The sequence below is a fragment of the Acidaminococcus sp. HCP3S3_G9_1 genome (assembly GCF_052122455.1).
Taxonomy (GTDB): Bacteria; Bacillota; Negativicutes; order Acidaminococcales; family Acidaminococcaceae; genus Acidaminococcus.
In genome coordinates, this window is sequence record NZ_JBQKCH010000001.1 from 219,326 (window position 1) to 235,631 (window position 16,306).

17 protein-coding genes are annotated in these 16,306 nt (G+C 55.6%); 4 read left to right on the top strand and 13 right to left on the bottom strand.

Annotated elements, in window-relative coordinates; genetic code table 11:
• Nucleotides 1-101 precede the first annotated feature (101 nt).
• Both ACTQY1_RS01045 and ACTQY1_RS01050 read right to left on the bottom strand, forming a co-directional pair.
• Nucleotides 102-659, bottom strand: a complete 558-nt coding sequence (locus ACTQY1_RS01045) for a hypothetical protein (RefSeq protein ID WP_022487927.1) — start codon at nt 657-659, stop codon at nt 102-104.
• 125 nt (nt 660-784) lie between these two features.
• Nucleotides 785-1,081 (bottom strand): LysM peptidoglycan-binding domain-containing protein, encoded by a 297-nt coding sequence (locus ACTQY1_RS01050; RefSeq protein WP_022487926.1) that lies wholly within the window; start codon nt 1,079-1,081, stop codon nt 785-787.
• 193 nt (nt 1,082-1,274) lie between these two features.
• On the opposite strand from ACTQY1_RS01050, the gene ACTQY1_RS01055 reads away from it, so the two are divergent.
• A complete protein-coding gene (locus ACTQY1_RS01055; RefSeq protein WP_022487925.1) occupies nt 1,275-1,952 on the top strand; it encodes a response regulator transcription factor in 678 nt (225 codons plus the stop codon).
• A 15-nt stretch (nt 1,953-1,967) separates the two neighbouring features.
• A complete protein-coding gene (locus ACTQY1_RS01060; RefSeq protein ID WP_022487924.1) occupies nt 1,968-3,698 on the top strand; it encodes a sensor histidine kinase in 1,731 nt (576 codons plus the stop codon).
• A gap of 192 nt (nt 3,699-3,890) precedes the next feature.
• Here ACTQY1_RS01060 and ACTQY1_RS01065 read toward each other — a convergent pair whose 3' ends face one another.
• The 4 genes from ACTQY1_RS01065 to ACTQY1_RS01080 all read right to left on the bottom strand — a co-directional run bounded on the left by ACTQY1_RS01065 (nt 3,891) and on the right by ACTQY1_RS01080 (nt 7,938).
• Entirely contained in the window at nt 3,891-4,391 is a 501-nt protein-coding gene (locus ACTQY1_RS01065) for a LeuD/DmdB family oxidoreductase small subunit (RefSeq protein ID WP_022487923.1), read from the bottom strand.
• Nucleotides 4,392-4,410: 19 nt separating this feature from the next.
• Nucleotides 4,411-5,670 carry a 3-isopropylmalate dehydratase large subunit gene (locus ACTQY1_RS01070; protein ID WP_022487922.1) on the bottom strand — a complete coding sequence of 420 codons (1,260 nt, stop codon included), beginning with the start codon at nt 5,668-5,670 and terminating at the stop codon, nt 4,411-4,413.
• A gap of 16 nt (nt 5,671-5,686) precedes the next feature.
• Nucleotides 5,687-6,601, bottom strand: coding sequence for an alpha/beta fold hydrolase (locus ACTQY1_RS01075; RefSeq protein WP_441368826.1), 915 nt, complete (start codon nt 6,599-6,601; stop codon nt 5,687-5,689).
• Nucleotides 6,602-6,672: 71 nt separating this feature from the next.
• On the bottom strand, nt 6,673-7,938 hold the full coding sequence (locus ACTQY1_RS01080) for an SLC13 family permease (RefSeq protein ID WP_022487920.1): 1,266 nt from the start codon (nt 7,936-7,938) through the stop codon (nt 6,673-6,675).
• Nucleotides 7,939-8,082: 144 nt separating this feature from the next.
• Here ACTQY1_RS01080 and ACTQY1_RS01085 point away from each other — a divergent pair, with 144 nt between their 5' ends.
• Nucleotides 8,083-9,024 (top strand): LysR family transcriptional regulator, encoded by a 942-nt coding sequence (locus ACTQY1_RS01085; protein WP_288174730.1) that lies wholly within the window; start codon nt 8,083-8,085, stop codon nt 9,022-9,024.
• A gap of 92 nt (nt 9,025-9,116) precedes the next feature.
• Here the strand turns inward: ACTQY1_RS01085 and ACTQY1_RS01090 are convergent, their stop codons facing one another.
• The 3 genes from ACTQY1_RS01090 to ACTQY1_RS01100 form a co-directional block, all read right to left on the bottom strand.
• Nucleotides 9,117-9,599 (bottom strand): S-ribosylhomocysteine lyase, encoded by a 483-nt coding sequence (locus tag ACTQY1_RS01090; protein WP_369678685.1) that lies wholly within the window; start codon nt 9,597-9,599, stop codon nt 9,117-9,119.
• Between the two features lie 45 nt (nt 9,600-9,644).
• Complete coding sequence (locus tag ACTQY1_RS01095) at nt 9,645-10,040, bottom strand: DUF190 domain-containing protein (RefSeq protein WP_022487917.1); 396 nt, start codon at nt 10,038-10,040, stop codon at nt 9,645-9,647.
• A 126-nt stretch (nt 10,041-10,166) separates the two neighbouring features.
• Nucleotides 10,167-10,925 carry an LppM family (lipo)protein gene (locus ACTQY1_RS01100; RefSeq protein ID WP_441373729.1) on the bottom strand — a complete coding sequence of 253 codons (759 nt, stop codon included), beginning with the start codon at nt 10,923-10,925 and terminating at the stop codon, nt 10,167-10,169.
• A 141-nt stretch (nt 10,926-11,066) separates the two neighbouring features.
• Here ACTQY1_RS01100 and ACTQY1_RS01105 point away from each other — a divergent pair, with 141 nt between their 5' ends.
• Nucleotides 11,067-11,462 carry a thioesterase family protein gene (locus tag ACTQY1_RS01105; RefSeq protein WP_022487915.1) on the top strand — a complete coding sequence of 132 codons (396 nt, stop codon included), beginning with the start codon at nt 11,067-11,069 and terminating at the stop codon, nt 11,460-11,462.
• Here ACTQY1_RS01105 and ACTQY1_RS01110 read toward each other — a convergent pair whose 3' ends face one another.
• The 4 genes from ACTQY1_RS01110 to trmB are packed head-to-tail and all read right to left on the bottom strand — an operon-like array spanning nt 11,463 to nt 16,242.
• Nucleotides 11,463-12,281, bottom strand: coding sequence for a bifunctional 5,10-methylenetetrahydrofolate dehydrogenase/5,10-methenyltetrahydrofolate cyclohydrolase (locus ACTQY1_RS01110; protein WP_022487914.1), 819 nt, complete (start codon nt 12,279-12,281; stop codon nt 11,463-11,465).
• A 15-nt stretch (nt 12,282-12,296) separates the two neighbouring features.
• Nucleotides 12,297-14,390, bottom strand: coding sequence for a penicillin-binding transpeptidase domain-containing protein (locus ACTQY1_RS01115; protein WP_022487913.1), 2,094 nt, complete (start codon nt 14,388-14,390; stop codon nt 12,297-12,299).
• Entirely contained in the window at nt 14,387-15,583 is a 1,197-nt protein-coding gene (locus ACTQY1_RS01120) for an FtsW/RodA/SpoVE family cell cycle protein (RefSeq protein WP_022487912.1), read from the bottom strand. Before ACTQY1_RS01120 ends, ACTQY1_RS01115 begins: the two co-directional genes overlap by 4 nt.
• A 17-nt stretch (nt 15,584-15,600) precedes the next feature.
• Nucleotides 15,601-16,242 carry a tRNA (guanosine(46)-N7)-methyltransferase TrmB gene (trmB, locus tag ACTQY1_RS01125; protein ID WP_441373730.1) on the bottom strand — a complete coding sequence of 214 codons (642 nt, stop codon included), beginning with the start codon at nt 16,240-16,242 and terminating at the stop codon, nt 15,601-15,603.
• Between the last annotated feature and the right edge of the window lie 64 nt (nt 16,243-16,306).

Below are 16,306 nucleotides of genomic sequence, written 5' to 3' on the forward strand. Positions count from 1 at the left end.
TTGTCTTCACAACAAACCGGTTTTCTGCCTTTAGTATAGCATATTTCCCCGGGCCCGTCAGTCTCCAGGGCCCGGTGTCTGAAAAGTGTCACACATTCCCCTCAGTCCGGGATCACCGCCACCTGGCCGTCGCCGAACACCCCCCGGCAGCAGTCGGTGTACACTTCCACAAAGGCGTAACCTCCGTACAGGGCCAGGTTCCGTCCCTTCTCCAACCCTTCCGGCAGCGGTTCTCCCTTGTGGAAATGGCGGATCACCTGTCCCTGGAAGTCCAGCATGTGCACATCATAGGAATCATCGATCCGGCAAACTGCCAGGATCCCCAGGAACTGTCCCAGGCACCGGATTTCCGGAAAATCCTTCCGGATGGTTTCCAGTACCTTTTCCAGGAACCGGGGGTCCAGCTTCCCGGTCCTGGCCGGCAGTTGTTCTTCTCCGATAGGCCGTCCGGAAGCGGGTACCGCCCTTTCTTTCCCCCAGTTCCGGATCTGATTGATTTTTTCCGGGCTGGTCTGGGAAAGAGGCACTACATTTTGGAAGGAGGACAGGATCTCGCTCCGGGTCAGGTCCAGCAGCCGCTGGGCTTCCCCGTTGTCTTCGCTGATATCCGGAACTTCCGTCAGGATCAGGGTCTGGTATTCCTTTTGTTCCTGGTGCATCTTTCCGATGAGGGCGTCTCCGGTGCTTTCCCCTCAGCCATTGTCCTTCCCCCTGCTGTCAGTTTGGTTCCATTGTACAACAAAAGAGGGCCTGTGAAAATATTTTCACAGGCCCTGATCACCCTTCAGCGGCTGGCCACCATCTTTTCCCTTTTGTCCTGTTTCACCGGCACCACCAGCTTCTGTCCCGGCTGGATGGCCTGGCGCAGATCCAGATGGTTGGCTTTGGCGATCCGGTCGATCACTTCCCGCACATCCTCTTCCGGATGGGTGTACTTCCGGGCAATGCCCCACAGGCTGTCCCCCCGCATCACCACCACCTGTTCCGTATGATAACTGGTGGGAGCCGCTTCCATCTCCAACACTCCGCGGGAAGAAACCCCCAACAGGACCAGCACCAACCCCAGTAAAAGTTTCTTCATTTTTCTTCCCTCCACTCGAACTTTTGTTTGTTATGTGTATGATATCACGTTCTGTTCGCTTTTTCAATAAGTTTATGAAACTCTGTTCGTTTTTTCTTATCCAACGGGGAATGGTTATAACCGTTCCCCCTCTGTTGGAATCTCCTGAATTACGTTATAATGAAAAAAAAACGGCAAGGGAAGGTGCGATGGAATGGCGCTGATATATTGTGTGGAAGATGATGAAAACATCCGGGAACTGGTCCGTTATGCCCTGTGCAGCCAGAAATTCCAGGCGGAGGCCTTTCCCGACGGAGCCTCCTTCTGGAAGGCCCTGGAGGAAAAGAAGCCGGATCTGGTGCTCCTGGACATTATGCTCCCGGGGGAAAGCGGCCTGGAGATCCTGAAGAAGCTCCGGGACCAGCCGGCCACCAGCAGCCTCCCGGTAATCATGCTCACTGCCCGGACCAGTGAATACGATGTGGTCACCGGCCTGGACGCCGGAGCGGACGACTACATTTCCAAACCTTTCGGGATCATGGAACTGCTGAGCCGGGTGAAAGCGGTTCTCCGCCGGGGTACCCAGCAGAAACCCCAGGACCGGGACCTTTTGGTGTGCGGGGACATTACCCTGGACCTGAAGAAGCACCAGGTGACCACCCAGGGCCAGCCCTGCGAACTGACCGTAAAGGAATTCGACCTGCTCCATTACCTGATGGCCAACGCCGGCATCGTCCTGAGCCGGGACCAGATCATGGAAGCGGTATGGTCCTTCTCCTATGCCGGAGAAAGCCGCACCATCGACATGCACATCCGGAGCCTCCGGCAGAAACTGGGAGAAGCCGGCCGGATCATCCAGACTGTCCGGGGTATAGGGTACCGGATCCAGTAAAGGAGCACGCCGCCTATGAAAAAACAGATCTATCTCCATCTGTTCCTGGTGGGACTGGCCTGTATCCTGATCACCGCCCTGGTATGTGCCTTCGCCTCCTGGCAGACCGCCAAGCGCCAGACCCTGGCAGATCTTCAGCAGGTGTCCCAGGTGATGAGTACGGAACTGAACCACCACAGCGATTCCTATGTGTTTCTCCAGCGCTCCAGCCAGGCGTCCCCGGACCTGCGGTTCACCTGGGTGGACAGCCACGGCACCGTGCTCTACGATTCCTATGAAGAAGCCGGCAGCCTGCCCAACCACCGGGAACGGCCGGAAATCGCCCAGGCTCTGGGAGAAGGCCAGGGCAGCGATGCCCGGCACTCCTCCACCCTCCAGGAAGTGACCCTTTATGCGGCCCAGCGGCTGTCCGACGGCTCCGTGCTCCGGGTGGCCCGGACCCAGACGGAACTGCTCCGGCCTCTGGAAGAGCTCCTGCCCTGGTGGATCATTTCCCTGCTTCTCCTGATCCTGATCTGCCAGTTCACCGTCCGCCGGCTCACCCAGGGGCTCCTGGATCCCCTGGACCAGGCCACCCGGTATCTGTCCCAGGTCGGCCAGGGAGACACCACGGAAGAAGAACGGCAGCTGTTCCACACCTCCTATCCGGAGCTGCTCCCTTTCCTGGCCACCATTGACCGGCAGGGAAAACAGCTGGACCAGAGTCTGCGGAACCTGGAACAGGAACGGAACACCATGAAGCGGATCACCGACAGCCTGAAGGAGGGCGTGATCCTCCTGGACGACCAGATGCGGATCCAGTGGATCAATGCCTGGGGATTCCAGCTGCTCCAGCAGGAAGAGAAACCCACTGCCGGCCGGCCTCGGCTCCTGGGGAAATTCCTTATGCCCTTCCTGCCTCCGGAAGCCCGGATTCCCCAGGGCCGGCTCCGGAGCAGCCAGCCCTGGAGCCAGACGGTAAAATACCGGAGCCGCCAGTACCAGCTGGATCTCCAGCTGCTGAAGCCTCCCCAGGGCCGGGCCACCCGTATGCTGATCATCCAGGACATTACGGAAGCCCGGGAACGGGAACAGCTGCGGAGGGACTTTACCGCCAACGTAACCCATGAACTGAAGACCCCCCTTACCTCCATCAGCGGCTTTGCGGAACTGATGGCCGCCGGCATGTACCAGAAGAAAGAGGACATTGCCCATTTTGGCCAGCTGATCCGGAAAGAAGCCGCCCGGCTGCTGGAAATGATCAACAGCATCATCTTCCTGTCCCGGATCGAGGAAATGCCGGCGGAGGCCATGCAGGAAGCCGTTCCTCTGGGAGGGCTGATCCAGTCGGTGGTGGAATTCATGGATCCCTTCTGCAAGGACAAGCAGGTGACCATCCACTGCCAGCTTACGGAAGACAAGGTCCGGGGCAGCAGCAGCATGCTCCGGGAAATGGCCATGAATCTCATCGACAACGGAGTGAAGTACAACCGGCCGGGAGGCCATGTGTACGTAACCATGAAAAAAGAGGAAGACCAGGTGATCCTTACTGTGAAGGACACCGGCATCGGCATCCCAGAAGACGTCCAGGAACGGGTATTCGAACGGTTCTACCGGGTGGAGGGCAGCCGGAGCAAGCAAAACGGCGGCAGCGGCCTGGGGCTTTCCATCGTGAAGCACATCGTGGAACAGCACCGGGGCAACATCAGCCTCACCAGCCGGCTGAATGAAGGGACCACCATAGAAGTCCAGCTGCCGGGAGCGTGAAAATAGGGGGGGTGAAAAAATTCACACCCCCGGTCACGGGCCACGAGTCACGGATCGCGAGCCTTGACGTTTAAGCCGTTTGTTCTTTTTCTATAGGATGATAAGGCAAAATCCACTGGAATTTGCAAAACGGGATTTTCGGCTTGCACCAACAAGCCCGCGACTCACGACTCGCGACCAAAGGGATCACTGCTAATTCCTTATCTTCTTGCGCATGAGCGGTTTGATGCCCCCGGCTTCCAGGATCTTCATGGCCTGGGGTCCCAGTTTCTCACAGGGATAGGTTTCCCCGGTTTCCTGCACCGTCACCTGATACTTTTCCAGGTCCAGGGTCAGGGTCATCCCATCTTTCACCTTGTCCTTCAATCCCTTGCAGATAATGGGCAGAAGTCCCAGATTGATGGCATTCCGGAAAAAGATCCGGGCAAAAGAATCTGCCAGTACCGCTTTGGCACCCATATTCAAAAGCGCAATGGGGGCATGTTCCCGGGAAGACCCACAGCCAAAATTCCGGCCGGCCACCACCATGCCTCCCTTGGGAAAACTGGCAGCGATGTTTTCATCCACTCCGCACAGGCAGTGGCTGCCGATTTCTTTGGGGTCTACGATATCCAGATACCGCCCCGGATAGATCTGATCCGTATCGATGTTGTCTCCCACTACGATGATTTTTCCCGTTACCTTTGTTTCCATCTCTGCTTCCTCCTTCACCTTACAGATACTTCCGGGGATCCGTGATATATCCGGTCACCATGCTGGCTGCCACCGTAGCCGGGCTGGCCAGGTACATCAGGGCTTCCGTGGATCCCATCCGTCCCGGGAAATTCCGGTTGGTGCTGGTGATGCAGACCTCTCCGGCGGTCAGCACCCCTTCATGGGCTCCCAGGCAGGCCCCACATCCAGGGGTGGAAATGGTCGCCCCAGCCTTGATCAGATCTTGGATATATCCTTTTTCCAGGCATTTCTCCATCACTTCATTGGAAGCTGGGATCACCACCAGGCGGGTATATTCCGGGATATGTCTCCCTTTCAGGATCTTTGCGGCAATGGCAATGTCTTCTTCCCGTCCTCCCGTACAGGATCCGATATAGCCCTGATTCAGCTTCACCGGCCCCTGGGCCACTACGCTGGAGAGAGGATGGACATTTTCCACACTGCTGGGGCAGGACAGTTCCGGTTCCAATTGGGAAACGTCGAAAGTATAGCTTTCTGCATAGGTATACCCTGGGTCGGTGTACTGCACTTCAAAGGGACGGACGGCACGTGCCTTTACATAATCCAGCACGGCCTGGTTCGGCTGCATGTAGGCCGTCTTGGCTCCCATTTCCACAGCCATGTTGCAGATGGTCATCCGTCCTGCCACATTCAGGTTCTCCACATAGCTGCCGGTGAAATCGATGGCCTTGTACACCGCTCCATCGGCTCGAATCTTTCCCAGCACAGCCAGGATCACGTCTTTGGGGAATACACCCTTGGGGGCTTCTCCTTCCAGACGCACTTCGATGATTTCAGGAATCCGGAACCACAGTTCCCCCGTCATCAGGATGGTGGCCATATCCGTGGCTCCGCAGCCCGTGCCCACTGCACCAAAGGCGCCATGGGTTGTCGTATGGCTGTCCGTAGCCACCACAATCATCCCAGGATAAATCAGGCCGGCTTCCGGCATGACCTGATGGCAGACCCCGCAGTTGGTGTCAAAATGGTATTTCAGGTTGTTCTTCTGGGCAAATTCCCGCATTTCCTTATGATTCTGGGCACTCTTGATGGTGGGACAGGGAGCATAATGGTCGAAGACAAAAGCGCAGCGGGTATTGTCCCAGACCTTTTCCCCTCCCATCTCATAAAAAGAGTAGACCGTCTGCAGATACAGATCATTAATCTCCGCGAAATCCACCTTGGCCATCACGATTTCACCGGTTTCTACCGTCTTTTTACCGGCATTCTTTGCAAAGATTTTCTCAATGGCATGCATAATAGCTGTTCTCCTTTCAGCGGTTGGCCTCAATCATTTTTTCTAGTTCCTGGATGACAGTTTCCGGTTTTTCTTCCGGTACAAAGTGCCCACAGCCTGGGATTCCATAACCAGTTACATGATTGGCCAGCTTCTTCCAGATACCCAATACATCCCAATACCTGCAGATATTTCCATTGGATCCCCACAAACAACAGATGGGGGTTTGGATGGTACGTCCCAAATCTGCCATATCCAGATTCCAATCGATCGCTGCACTTGCCCGATAATCCTCGGCAATGGCATGGACTGTAGCCGGTTCAGAATAATACCGGATATATTCGCGTACGATATCTTCCGGAAATTGCTGCTTTCCAATGGTTCCCGGAATGGTTTTCTTGCGGATATTGCTGCGGATGAAATAGGCAGGTTCTGCACCCAAGAAAGTTTCTGGAAAAGGCTCCGGCTGGATATAAAAGAACCAGTGCCAATACTTCGTGGCAATTTCCCGATCTGTTCTGTTATAAACATCAAGGGTAGGGATGATATCTAGCAATAGGCAGGATTTGATTTTCTCCGGATAGTCCAGCATCATACGGTGACATACACGCCCGCCACGGTCGTGTCCGGCAATATGGAATTTCTGATACCCCAATTTTTCCATGACAAATACCTGATCCCTAGCCATCGCCCTCTTGGAATACGTAGAATGGTCAGGCAATCCATGTGGCTTGCTACTTTCTCCATAACCTCTCATATCCGGTATGACTACACGATATCTCTCCGCCAGACGGGGGGCTACAGCATACCAAGTCAGATGGCTTTCCGGGTGCCCGTGCAGCAACAATACAGCCTCATGCCCAGTTCCTCCACACCAAGCATGGATTTTCACTTCTCCGGTATCGATGATCCGGTGCTCAAAACCTACAAAATATTTCTCATTGATATCCATATTTTTCTCCTTATGATTGATTCTTGATTTCCCCTCTGTTGTTGCCAGCCTTCAAGCAGATTCTCTCTTTTTCAGGCGGGGAAAAACAGAGGCGAAAGCAGAAACATGATGAGCAGTAATATGATGCTGAGCGGAATCCCCACTTTGACAAAATCTTTAAAGCGAAACCCTCCCTGCATGACGATTACGGTTGTCGGAGATGCCAGAGGCGTAGTAATGGCAATGGCTGTCCCAATGATGACCGGGACGCAAAAATAGAGTACATTGATATTCATTGCCATGCCTAGCGAAAGTGCAATGGGGATGACAATGGCATTGGCCGCAGTGTTGCTCATGAATTGGGAAAGGAACCAGCCGACCAGACCCATTGCGACCATCATCATGGGAAGACTGGCCTCGCTGCCTCCCATCAACTGCAAGAACGCATGGGCAATGACTTTCCCGGCACCACTGGCATCCAGCCCATTGGCCATCGAAGTGACTCCTGCCATGACGATCAGCACGTTCCAGTCACAAGAACGGATCGCCGCTTTCATCGAGATGCAGTGGGTCAGGCAGAGAACAGCCACACACAGCAGCGAAACAATGGCGACATTCCAGATCCCAGAAATGAAGCCTGCAATCATCAAGAAAAATACTACAAGGTTCAAAATCGGTTTCCATCTGGGGACCTGCTTCATATTTACAGCAGGGAGTTCCACCACCGGATCTTCAAAATCAAAACTTTTCTTCATGATCCAATATCCTGCCGTAGCAAAGTAGAGCGTACTGACGGCCAAAAGGATCAGTGTAATCGGTGCCATGGAAAAAAATCCCAGATTTCCTCCCGCTTCATTGACCATAGCTCCAGCCATGGAAACAGCGGCAGCTCCTGACAGAGACAGAGGCGATCCGATGGTGCTCATCATCCCCACAGGCATCAACAGATTTTTGGCTTTGACCTTGCCGTGGGATTCCATGGCAATCGACCGGGCAACAGGCACCATAGTCGCGGCAATGGCGGAATTGGTCGTAAAACCAGTAATCAGCCCTGTAAAAAGAGAAATCGCTGCAACCAGCGCACGCTCACTTTTTTGGGCCATCTTCCGGAACAGCAAATCACTGACCTTTTGGATTGCACCTGTTTCAAACAACCCATTGCATATGATCATCGTCGCCCCACAAAAAACAATCGTGGTATTCCCAAAATAAGCATATGCCTTTCCTAAAGGCTGGATCCCAGTCAGCGACATCGCCAATGCAGCCAGCATGGAAGTCACCGCCAAGGGAATCCGATCATTCATAACCAGCAACATGGTCATCACTAAGATGACGATAGCAATCGTACTTTGCTCCATAACTTTCTCCTCGCTCTCCTTTACTTTTCTCCCGCTGGCCAATCGGAAAGTTTCGTTATGTTGATTATATATTCAGATAATGTTAAAATCTAATTGATGTATTTTATATTTTCATCAATTTTTTTGATGAAGAAAGCAGAGAACATGGAAAACTATTACAAATATATTTATGCCGCTTATAAACTAGGCAGTTTTACCAAGGCTGCCGAAAAGCTCTACGTTACCCAGCCTACCCTCAGTATGGCTATAAAAAAAGTAGAGGATCATTTGCATATGCCGCTTTTTTATCGGGAGGGCAAATCCGTCACTTTGACTCCTGTAGGCAAGCTCTATATCAAAAGTATCGAAAAAATGATGTCGATTGAAACCGACCTGCAAGCCGAAATCCGTGACATCGAACGATTGGAAACTGGGACCGTACGGATTGGAGGCACCCAATACATCAATTCCTGTATCCTCCCCCCTGTCATAGCACAGTTCATCCAAAGATATCCCAAGATCGACATCCAGCTGAAAGAACAGGAGCCCAGTAAAAACCTCACCGATCTTGCGAAAGGAAAAATCGACTTCTGCTGCAATGCAGGCACGATAGATATTCCAGATTTAAAAAAAGTCCCTCTCTTCCAGGATCAAATTTATCTCGCCGTTCCAGACGCCTATAATCAGCCGGACTGGCTGCCATGGGAACTGGATTTAGAGGGTCCGCCTTGGTCAGAGCCAAAATCCATTCCCCTTTCAGATGCCTTGTTCCAGCTTCCCATCATCCTTCTGGCGGCGCCTTCCAATCTCCAGGCCTGTGTCAGGAATGCCTATGCAGATGCCCATCGCCAGCCCCATATCGTTCTGCAGGCAGAACAGCAGGAAACCTCCCTTCAGTTGGCCTGTGCAGGAATTGGTGCTGCCTTTGTGGGAGAACAGATGCTCAGGCATCGAAAGCCCAAGGCAATGCACATCTATAAGATTGATCACCCAAGCCTGCGCCGGACATTCTATCTGCTAACAAACAAAAAGCGATATCTTACCAAAGCCGCATCCGCATTTGTTGCACTGTGGAAAAAAACAGCCGGAGAAACACTCCGGCAGTAACCAAAAGCCGCCGGACATCCATAAAACCAGTTGTGTACCGACAACAAAAAAAGGGTGTGGAAAAACTCACACCCCCCGGTCGCGAGCCGCGGCTAAACGATCTTCCGTTCATAGGGATCACTGCTGATCCCTTTGGCCAGGATCTCCTTGGCCCATTCCTGGGCACAGAACAGGGAATGATCCTTGTAGTTCCCGCATTCCTTTTCTTTCGTTCCGGGCACCTGGTCCCAGGTGGTCTTCACCACCAGTTCCAGGGCTTCCTTCAGGGCTTTGGCCACGTCTTTGGGATCATGGACCCCCCAGCACAGGAGATGGAACCCGGTGCGGCAGCCAAAGGGAGAACAGTCCAGATAGCCCTTGATCCGGGGCCGCAGGTAAAGGGCCAGGAGATGTTCCAGGGTGTGCATTCCCCCGGTGGGGATTTCCTGCTGGTTGGGCTGGCACAGCCGGATGTCATAGTTGGAGACAATGTCCCCATGTTCCCCGGTCTCCTGGGAAATCAGCCGCACATAAGGAGCCTTGACCTTGGTATGGTCCAGGGTGAAACTTTCGATAATGACTTTTTCCATATTCATTCCTCCAATAGCAGGGGGCTGTTGCATGTACAACAGCCCCCTTTTTTACTTCTGCATGGCCGGGTTGTCCCGGTTGGCAATCTTTTTCTGGTACTCTTCCTTCACGAAGTTGGTGGCCAGCATATCGATTTCTTCCACTGTAGCCACCCCATGGCGCAGGTTTTCCTCCAGGAACGGATACAGCAGTTCAATCTGTTCCTTTTTGTCAATCATGGTAATGATCACCGGCAGGTTGATGGCTTCGGAAACACTGATGAACAGTCTCCGTTCCTTCCCCCGCACCCGGCTCCCATAGCCCTGGGTCCCCCGCATCACCGTGCAGCCGGCGATTTTGTATTTTCCGGCAATGTCGAAGATGGCCTTGTAAAAAGGTTTGTCCTTGTAGAAGAAGTCCTCCCCTACATAGATGGTCAGTTTGGTCAATTTCAGAAATTCAGCCATACGTCTTCCCTCCATTTCGGATGAGTTGGTCTTTTTTCAATTTTATTGTAACATAAATTAATTGTTTTCGTAATAGTTAAAAAGGGGTCTGTTGCATGGGCAACAGACCCGCTGACAAACTGGGGCTCACGCTCCAGTCCCCTTCATCCTTTTCCGCTTCCGGTAATAGGCGTTCCCCACGCCGCCCACCACCAGCAGCACCATGAACCAGCCGGCGGCTTTCACCGGGTTCAGGTAGGTGACGGTGGCATCCATGGTTGTCTCTTCGCCCAGAGGCAGCTTCCAGGTGAGCACTCTCCTGTCGTCGCTGACCTGGGTGGCGTTGGTATCATCCACCGCCGTAGGCAGCACCAGGGTGAACCGCAGGTCGAACTGCTTCATGATGCTCTGGAGCACCGCCTGGGCATCCCGGTTCTTCAGTTCTTCCTTGGGAGCCATGTTGATCCCGGTGTGGACGCTGATGGTATCGAACAGCAGCCCTCCCTGGAGCCGGACCACCGGCTCCTTCTTTTCCCGGGACACCTGGGCCGGTTTGGCCTTTTCCCCGTTCTGGGGCCCGGCAGCATCCTGGGCTGCCTGTTCCCAGGTCCGGATATCGAAGGTCTTCAGCACCTTGGAATCCTTGATGTCCTTTACCTGGTTGTAGTGTTTGGTGGCTACAAACCCTTCATACTGCCCTTCCTTGGCCGGCCGGACTCCGTATCCGTCCTTTCGGAAATCCTCCTCAAAGGCATCCACGGTGGGTTTCAGCACCGGTGCCGTTACCAGTTTGCAGGTCAGGTCCGCCGCCCCCAGACGGGTGATTTCCATGGTAATATGGCCTTTGGCGCAGCCGCTGAACAAAAGGCTCAGCAGCAGGCACCCAAGGATCATGATCTTTTTCATAACGCCCTCCCGGCTGTCTTGTATCTTCCCCTCGCTTCCCTTCCGGTTCCATCCTGAGGAACCGGCACTGACTTCTTGCCTTTCCCGGGAAAAACGAGTAAGATTGAATTGTCAAAATTCTAAAAGAGAGAAGTGGATATCATGAAAGAATTCCGTATCGGCGCCGTAGGCGAAGCCACGGACACCGTCCTCCACACCAACACCGCCGCCGCCATGGGCAGCGGCTCCCTGGATGTCTATGCCACCCCGGCCATGCTGGCCCTGATGGAAAAGGCCGCCTGCAATATTGTGAATCCCTGCCTGGACGAAGACACCACCAGCGTGGGGATCGGGGTGAACCTGTCCCATGACGCCGCCACCGCCGTAGGCAAGACCGTAACCGCCAAAGCGGTGCTGGTGGGCGTGGATGGCCGGAAACTGACCTTCAAGATCACCGTGTCCGACAACTACGGCACCATCGGCCAGGGCACCCATGAACGGTTCCTGGTGAACAAGGCCAAATTCCTGGGCAAACTGGCGGCCAAGGATCAGAAATGATCACAGCCGGCGGGTGAGGGTCTCCATGACCATCAGGTTGCTGACCACTCCCACTCCGCCGGGAACCGGGGTATAGGCGGAAGCCCTGGCCTGTTTGGCGGCTTCCGGAACATCCCCCACCAGTTTCCCGTTCTGGGAATTGATGCCCACATCCACAACCACAGCTCCTTCCCGGAGCATGTCTTCAGTGATCAGGTTGGGTTTTCCCACTGCGCTGATGACCATATCTGCCTGCCGCACAATGGCAGGCAGATTTTTTGTGCGGGAACGGCAGACGGTGACAGTGGCATACCGGCCCATAAGCATCAGGGTAAGGGGCCGGCCCACCACTTCTCCATACCCCACCATGGCCACATTCTGGCCTTCCAGAGGGATCCTGTAGTAATCCAGGAGAGCCATGCAGGCCCGGGGAGTACAGGGGCCCCAGGGGGTGATCCCCAGGTACAGCTTGCCCCCGTTGATGGGATGGATGCAGTCCATGTCCTTTTCCGGGTCCAGCTGGCTGATCAGCTGCATCCGGCTGATGTGCCGGGGAAAGGGCACCAGGGGCAGGATCCCGTCCACCTGGGGATCCAGGCTCAGGTTCCGAAGTGCCAGGTCCGCCTCTTCCTGGGTGGCATTTTCCGGAAGTTCCACATCCCGGGTATGGATGCCCAGGCTGGCAGCGGTTTTCAGCAGGCTCCGTTTGTACACATGGGCCGCTTCATTGTTTCCCACCAGGAAGGTAGCCAGGGTCAGGGTCTTTCCGGCGAACCGGTCCCGGAGCTTCCGGCGGATTTCTTCTGCGACCGGTTTCCCGGCCATGATGATCTGTTCCATACTCCCATCCTTTCCTTACCGAAAATACACGGTCACCGTATCCCCGCTGTGGAGGACGGTCCCCGGTGCCGGGTTCTGCTTCCAGCTGGTGCCGCTGCCCACCGGGATCAGGGACAGTCCGGCGCCGCCCAGGGCTCCGGCCACTTCCCGGATGGAATGGCCGGCCAGGTTGGACAGCTTCACCGCTCCGTTCCCGTCCGCTTCCAGGGTCACCAGAGGCGCCGCCTCCTTGGCGGTTTTGGCCAGGAGGGATTCCACCGTGGGAATTCCGTCCCAGTTGCTGGGCTGGACCCCTTCCGCCACCAGGATCTGCTGGAGGGTATCCCGGAAAATAGGTGCGGACACCTGGGAACCGTAGAAAGCCCCTTTGGGGGAATCCAGCATGATGATCATGGCATACCGGGGAGCATCGCTGGGCACAAAGCCCACAAAGGAGGCAATGTACACCCCGGGGATGTATCCCCCTTTGGGGGACAGTTTTTCAGCAGTACCGGTTTTCCCGGCGATCTTGTACCCTTTGATCTGGGCGGTCTTGCCGCCCCCTTCGGAAACCACTTTTTCCATCATGGTCCGCATTTCTTCCGCCACTTCCGGGGTGATCACCGTCCGGACCACTTCCGTCTTTCCTTCCTTCAGCACCTGGCCGTCAGGACTGGTGACTTTCTTTACGATATAGGGCTTCACCAGGTTCCCTCCGTTGGCAATGGCGCAGATGGCCCGGAGCATCTGGAGAGGAGTCACCGCGATGCCCTGGCCGATGGCCATGGTGGCCACGTCGGAAGGCACCATATCCTTGGGATTGTACAGGATCCCCGCTTCTTCCCCGGGCACATCGCTGCCGGTGACACTGCCGAAGCCAAAGGCCTTGGCATATTGGGTTTCCCGTTCCCCGCCCAGCTTCAGGCCCAGGTCGGCCATACCGGTGTTCAGGGAGAACTTGATCACGTCGGTGAAGGTCACATGGCCCATGCCCTTCCCGTCCCAGTTCCGGATCCGCCGGCCTCCCACGTCAATGGACCCCTGGTCGTTGAAGGGGGTATTGGGGGTGATGACCCCTTCCATGAGCCCCGCCGACCCCATAATGGGTTTGAACACGGATCCTGGTTCGTAGACGATCCCTACTCCCCGGTTCATGTAGGCCCCTTTGGGAGCATTCCCGAAATGGTTGGGATCGAAGGTGGGCCGGCTGGCCATGCCCAGGATCTCCCCGGTGTTGGGGTCCATGAGGATGGCGGCGGCACTGGCTGCATGGGTCTTTTTGATGGCCTCATCCAGGCTCTTTTCCAGGATGAACTGCATCCGGGCATCGATGGTCAGCTGGACCGTGTTCATCCGCCGGACCTGGACCTGGTTCAGGGCGCTGCGGCCCACCAGTTTCCCCTTGGCATCGAAGAAGCTCCGTTTTTTCTGTTTCCGGCCCTTCAGTTCTTCATCCATGGAGGCTTCCATGCCTTCCAGGCCCTGGTCGTCGGTGCCTACAAAGCCCAGCACCTGAGCGGCCAGGTCGTTTTTCGTATAGAACCGTTTGCTTTCTTCCTTGAAGTGGAAGCCGCTGAGTTTCTGATCCTTCAGGATGGCTTCCACCTGGTCCGCCTCATGGGGATCCAGGGTCCGCTTCACCCAGATGAACCGCCGGTCCGGCTCGCAGAATTCCTTATACAGCTGGTCCGCTTTCAGATCCAGCACCGGAGCCAGGGCATCAGCGGCCACCCGTTTGGGATCCCGGCTGGGCATTTTCCCGGCCGGCCACCGTTCCGGATTGTCCACCAGTTCCTGGGGATCCACATAGAGAGACTTGCTCACCACGCTGACCGCCAGTTCCTCCCCGTTCCGGTCCACGATGCTGCCCCGGGGAGCGATTTCCGTATGTTCCCCGGTGATCTGGTCGTTGGCCTCCTGGGCCAGGGTGCTGCCCTGGATCACCTGGAGCCAGAACAGCCGCAGGATGATTGCCAGCACCGCTACCCCCAGGACTTTCCCCAGGATCACCGCCCGGAGCTTCCCTTCGTGAAGGACAGCCTGATGGGTGGGATCCAGCTTCAGCACCGGTTCCCTGGGAGCCTGCGGTGTGTTTTTCTTTTTTGGGCTGAAAAAGGACGGCCGCTTCACCGGGACCACCTCCCTGTTTCCTTCCGGACCGGCCGGGAGACCGGCTTACCGGCAGCAGGCGCCGGCTGCCTTTTTCCTTCCGTTTCCATCCGGTACACTGACAGCACCAGGCCGATTCCCACCAGGGTGATGATCAGGGAAGTGCCCCCGTAACTGATGAAGGACAGGGGCACCCCGATGACCGGCAGGATGCCGCAGACCATGGCCATGTTGGCAATGGCCTGGCCCACCACCAGGAAGTTCACTCCGCTGACCAGCAGGAATCCCCGCCGGTCCTGGGTGTTCTGGCCGATCCGGTAAAGAGACAGGCCCATGAGCAGGAACACCAGGATCAGGAACAAGGCTCCCACAAAGCCCCATTCCTGACAGAAAACGGCAAAGGCAAAGTCCGTATGGGCTTCCGGCAGGTAAAAGAACTTGCTGGTCCCCATACCGGCGGATTCTCCGAAGAACAGGCCCCCGCTGCCAATGGCCATTTTGGCCTGGACTGCCTGGTACCCGTTTCCCTGAGGATCCAGTTCCGGAGTCAGCCAGATCCGCACCCGGTTCATCCGGTAGGGAGCCTGGATCACCGCCGCCACAGCCCCGCCCAGAAGGCCTCCCAGCAGGATGCTGAAATCCTTCCAGGGCAGACCGGCCAGGAGATACAGCACGATCATCAATGTCAGGATGATGGCCGCCGTCCCCATATCCGGCTGGATCAGCACCAGGAAGGACATGAAGGCCGCCTCCAGGAAGGCCTTGCAGGTTTCCTTTTTGTGGAGGCGGGGCGGTATGCCCTGTTCCATCAGCCGGCCCAGGCAGTCGGCCCCCAGGAGGATCACCGCCAGTTTCACGAATTCCGACGGCTGGAAAGAAAAAGGCCCGATGATCAGCCAGCGCTGGGCACCTTTGATGCCCTTGCCGAAAATATCCACGGCGATGAGAAGGGCCGTGCAGCCGGCGCAGAAAATCTGATTATACCGGAAGACCTTGTGGTAGTCCCATTTCCGTCCGATCCAGTGCATCAGCACAAGCCCTACGGCCCCGTAGATGAAATACCGGATCAGATAGTGGTAGCCGTTGCCGAACATGTCCCCGGCCGCCACGAAACTGGCGCTGAATATATTCACACCCCCCAGGAGCATCAGGAAATAGGTGAGATGCACCAGGGCATCCCGGGGATTGCTCCAAATCAAAAACCGCTTTCCCATGGTCCGCCTCAGATCCCTTAAAAGGCCACTTCGCAGAAGTTGATGTTCTTGCCCCGGGCGCTGAACTTCTGCTCATATTCCGTCTGGGCTTCGTTGAGGATATCCGTATGATGGAGGTCCGTGGTAAGTGCCACGATTTCCAGTCCGAATTCTTTGAACTCCTCTACAGAAAAGGCAAATAAATCATCATTGTCGGTCTTGAACCGGAGATGACCCCCCGGCTTCAGGATTTCCCTGTACTGGGCCAGGAAGGTCCGGTAGGTGAGCCGCCGTTTGGCGTGCCGGGCTTTGGGCCAGGGATCGCTGAAATTCAGGTAAATCTGGTCCACTTCCCCGGGAGCGAACCAGTCCAGGAGATGGGCAGCGTCTGCATGGACGATCCGGGCGTTGGGGATTTCCCCCTCCCGGAGCTTCTTCACCGCATAATAGCACACTTCCCGCTGGGTCTCGATGCCCAGGTAGCCGATTTCCGGATGGAGTCCGCTCATGGCCGTGAGGAACTGGCCTTTGCCGCAGCCGATTTCCAGCTGCACCGGCCATCCCCCCAGCACCGCCTGGGACCAGTTCCCCTTGTATTGTTCCAGCTGGTCTTCCAGCAGTTCCTTTCCCCGGAAATCTTCCAGAGCCTGAGGGATCCAGGGTTTCTTACGTAAACGCATCTGTTTTTCTCCTTATTGTCTGAACAAGAGGGTGGTGCTGCACATACTGTGCAACACCACCTTT

Excerpts from the sequence above, each read along its gene's own strand:
- ACTQY1_RS01045 (WP_022487927.1), bottom strand. The coding sequence starts at position 659 with ATGCACCAGGAACAAAAGGAATACCAGACCCTGATCCTGACGGAAGTT.
- ACTQY1_RS01050 (WP_022487926.1), bottom strand. The coding sequence starts at position 1,081 with ATGAAGAAACTTTTACTGGGGTTGGTGCTGGTCCTGTTGGGGGTTTCT.
- ACTQY1_RS01055 (WP_022487925.1), top strand. The coding sequence starts at position 1,275 with ATGGCGCTGATATATTGTGTGGAAGATGATGAAAACATCCGGGAACTG.
- ACTQY1_RS01060 (WP_022487924.1), top strand. The coding sequence starts at position 1,968 with ATGAAAAAACAGATCTATCTCCATCTGTTCCTGGTGGGACTGGCCTGT.
- ACTQY1_RS01065 (WP_022487923.1), bottom strand. The coding sequence starts at position 4,391 with ATGGAAACAAAGGTAACGGGAAAAATCATCGTAGTGGGAGACAACATC.
- ACTQY1_RS01070 (WP_022487922.1), bottom strand. The coding sequence starts at position 5,670 with ATGCATGCCATTGAGAAAATCTTTGCAAAGAATGCCGGTAAAAAGACG.
- ACTQY1_RS01075 (WP_441368826.1), bottom strand. The coding sequence starts at position 6,601 with ATGGATATCAATGAGAAATATTTTGTAGGTTTTGAGCACCGGATCATC.
- ACTQY1_RS01080 (WP_022487920.1), bottom strand. The coding sequence starts at position 7,938 with ATGGAGCAAAGTACGATTGCTATCGTCATCTTAGTGATGACCATGTTG.
- ACTQY1_RS01085 (WP_288174730.1), top strand. The coding sequence starts at position 8,083 with ATGGAAAACTATTACAAATATATTTATGCCGCTTATAAACTAGGCAGT.
- ACTQY1_RS01090 (WP_369678685.1), bottom strand. The coding sequence starts at position 9,599 with ATGAATATGGAAAAAGTCATTATCGAAAGTTTCACCCTGGACCATACC.
- ACTQY1_RS01095 (WP_022487917.1), bottom strand. The coding sequence starts at position 10,040 with ATGGCTGAATTTCTGAAATTGACCAAACTGACCATCTATGTAGGGGAG.
- ACTQY1_RS01100 (WP_441373729.1), bottom strand. The coding sequence starts at position 10,925 with ATGAAAAAGATCATGATCCTTGGGTGCCTGCTGCTGAGCCTTTTGTTC.
- ACTQY1_RS01105 (WP_022487915.1), top strand. The coding sequence starts at position 11,067 with ATGAAAGAATTCCGTATCGGCGCCGTAGGCGAAGCCACGGACACCGTC.
- ACTQY1_RS01110 (WP_022487914.1), bottom strand. The coding sequence starts at position 12,281 with ATGGAACAGATCATCATGGCCGGGAAACCGGTCGCAGAAGAAATCCGC.
- ACTQY1_RS01120 (WP_022487912.1), bottom strand. The coding sequence starts at position 15,583 with ATGGGAAAGCGGTTTTTGATTTGGAGCAATCCCCGGGATGCCCTGGTG.
- trmB (WP_441373730.1), bottom strand. The coding sequence starts at position 16,242 with ATGCGTTTACGTAAGAAACCCTGGATCCCTCAGGCTCTGGAAGATTTC.